We start from the raw sequence: 2,317 nt of genomic DNA on the forward strand, positions 1-2,317 counted from the left end.
GCTTGCGGGTTCAGAGTAGTCTGAGCCGCAGGGGCAGCCGCTGCAGCAGGTGCTTTCGCAGCTTTGGCAGCAGGTTTTTTCGCGGCTTTCTTCGCAGCGGGCTTTTTCGCTGCTTTCTTGGCGGCAGGCTTTTTCGCAGCGGCTTTCTTGGCCGCTGGTTTCTTCGCTACCTTTTTCGCGGCCTTCTTGGCTGCTGGCTTTTTCGCTRCAGCTTTTTTCGCTGCTGGCTTCTTGGCCGCTACCTTCTTGGCTGCTGGCTTTTTCGCTGGCGATTTTTTCGCAGCTGGCTTTTTGGCCGCTACTTTTTTCGCTGGAGCTTTTTTAGCCGGAGCTTTTTTCGCTGCTGCTTTTTTCGCAGGAGCCTTCTTAGCCGCTACTTTTTTAGCAGGGGCTTTCTTTGGAGCAGCTTTTTTAGCCGCAGTTTTTTTCGCAGTTGCCATAGTTTTCTCCTTGATCACGTTGCAAAGAGCACTTCACGGTTGGAGTACGTAAAGCGATTCACGGCGTTGGGCCCCGGATAAACCGGTCCCAGCGCCGCGAACACAGGAGCAATGCCCAACGCGCACTCTTCGGTGCTGTCATCGGTCATTGCAATTCTTGAAATCATTGGTCGCTTGTCTCGCGTCTTTTTCTTGTCAATCAATCCCAGGAAAGGGCACCACCGGACTGGTACTCGATCACACGGGTTTCAAAAAAGTTACGCTCTTTTTTCAGATCGATCATTTCGCTCATCCATGGGAACGGATTCTCCTCGTTAGGGAAGAGAGTTTCAAGTCCGATCTGCGTGGCGCGGCGATTGGCAATGTAGCGGAGGTAGCCTTTGAACATGGAGGCGTTGAGGCCGAGCACGCCGCGGGGCATGGTGTCTTCGGCATAGCGATATTCCAGTTCGACGGCTTTCATGAACAGGGCCTTGATCTCGGCCTTGAACTCTGCGGTCCAGAGATGGGGGTTTTCCAGCTTCAGCTGGTTGATCAGGTCGATACCGAAGTTGCAGTGCATCGACTCGTCGCGCAGGATGTACTGGTACTGCTCGGCGGCGCCGGTCATCTTGTTCTGACGGCCCAGGGCAAGAATCTGCGTGAAGCCCACGTAGAAGAACAGGCCTTCCATCAGGCAGGCAAATACGATCAGCGACTTCAGCAGGGTCTGGTCAGCCTCGGTGGTGCCGGTCTTGAAGTGGGGGTCGGAGATGACTTCAATGAAAGGAATCAGGAACTGGTCCTTGTCCTTGATCGATTGCACTTCGTTATAAGCGTTGAAGATTTCGGCTTCGTCCAGGCCCAGCGATTCAGTGATGTACTGATAGGCATGGGTGTGGATTGCTTCCTCAAAAGCCTGGCGCAACAGGAACTGGCGGCATTCAGGCGCTGTGATATGACGGTAGGTGCCCAGCACGATGTTGTTGGCGGCCAGGGAATCGGCGGTCACAAAGAAACCGAGGTTGCGCTTGACCAGGCGGCGTTCGTCTTCGGTCAGGCCGTTCGGGTCTTTCCAGAGCGCGATGTCGCGCGTCATGTTCACTTCCTGCGGCATCCAGTGGTTGGCGCAAGTGGCGAGGTATTTTTCCCAGGCCCATTTGTATTTGAACGGCACCAGCTGGTTGACGTCGGTCTGGCCGTTGATGATGCGCTTGTCGGAGGCTTTGACGCGTTGCGCTTTTGCGGGTGCTGCGGCGGCAGGCGTGGAAGGTACTGCAGCTTGCGCAGGTGTGAACGCGCCATCGTTAAGCATGCGCACCTGCGCCTGGGGCTGCTCGGCAGTGTTCGAAGAAAGAGGCGGAAGTTCCATCGAGCGGCCTTCAGGCAAGCCGCTGTTGTGAGATGTTTGCAAAGATGGTTTGACTTCTTCGTCCCAGGTCAACATAGAGGTTTCCAATACTTTGGGATTATGAAAGCAGCGATACAAAATGAAAAGTGTTCATTCACATCGCTACAAAATTGTGTTGCTCAATTACATCGAATCGTGCGATGAAGCTCCGCGCACGATTCGATTTTTTATTGGCAGGCCTCGCAACCTGGGTCATCGATCGCGCAGAACTTGATGTCCGTCGCGGGCGTTGCGTTCATCTGCGCTTGCGCCGCGGCTGCTGCCGCTTCGAGTGCGCTCATGCCGCCGCCTGCCGTCGCGGCACCGGATGAAACCGAGTTCATCTTGCCCGCGGTCACGGTTGATTTCTCGGCGTGTGTCGCACTCTGCGTCCGCAGATAGTAGGTGGTCTTGAGGCCGCGCAACCAGGCGAGCTTGTAGGTGTCGTCGAGTTTTTTGCCCGAGGCGCCTGCCATGTAGATGTTGAGCGACTGCGCCTGGTCAATCC

The 2,317-nt window shown here is 55.4% G+C and carries 3 protein-coding genes and 1 pseudogene; all 4 read right to left on the reverse strand.

Annotated elements, in window-relative coordinates; all coding sequences use genetic code 11:
* On the reverse strand, positions 1 to 440 hold a 440-nt coding region (locus AC1D0Z_RS19825), incomplete at its 3' end, for a histone H1-like repetitive region-containing protein (protein WP_477659890.1).
* Positions 441 to 454: 14 nt separating this feature from the next.
* Entirely contained in the window at positions 455 to 607 is a 153-nt protein-coding gene (locus AC1D0Z_RS19830; RefSeq protein ID WP_477659891.1) for a hypothetical protein, read from the reverse strand.
* Between the two features lie 32 nt (positions 608 to 639).
* Entirely contained in the window at positions 640 to 1,866 is a 1,227-nt protein-coding gene (locus AC1D0Z_RS19835; protein ID WP_477659892.1) for a ribonucleotide-diphosphate reductase subunit beta, read from the reverse strand.
* 131 nt (positions 1,867 to 1,997) lie between these two features.
* Positions 1,998 to 2,317, reverse strand: a pseudogene (locus tag AC1D0Z_RS19840) (ribonucleoside-diphosphate reductase subunit alpha); the annotation flags it as partial.

It is taken from the genome of Polaromonas sp. P1_E3 (genome assembly GCF_056405935.1).

What these genes read in the sequence shown, in the direction of transcription:
- AC1D0Z_RS19835 (WP_477659892.1), bottom strand. Translation starts at nt 1,866, where the DNA reads ATGTTGACCTGGGACGAAGAAGTCAAACCATCTTTGCAAACATCTCAC.
- AC1D0Z_RS19830 (WP_477659891.1), bottom strand. Translation starts at nt 607, where the DNA reads ATGATTTCAAGAATTGCAATGACCGATGACAGCACCGAAGAGTGCGCG.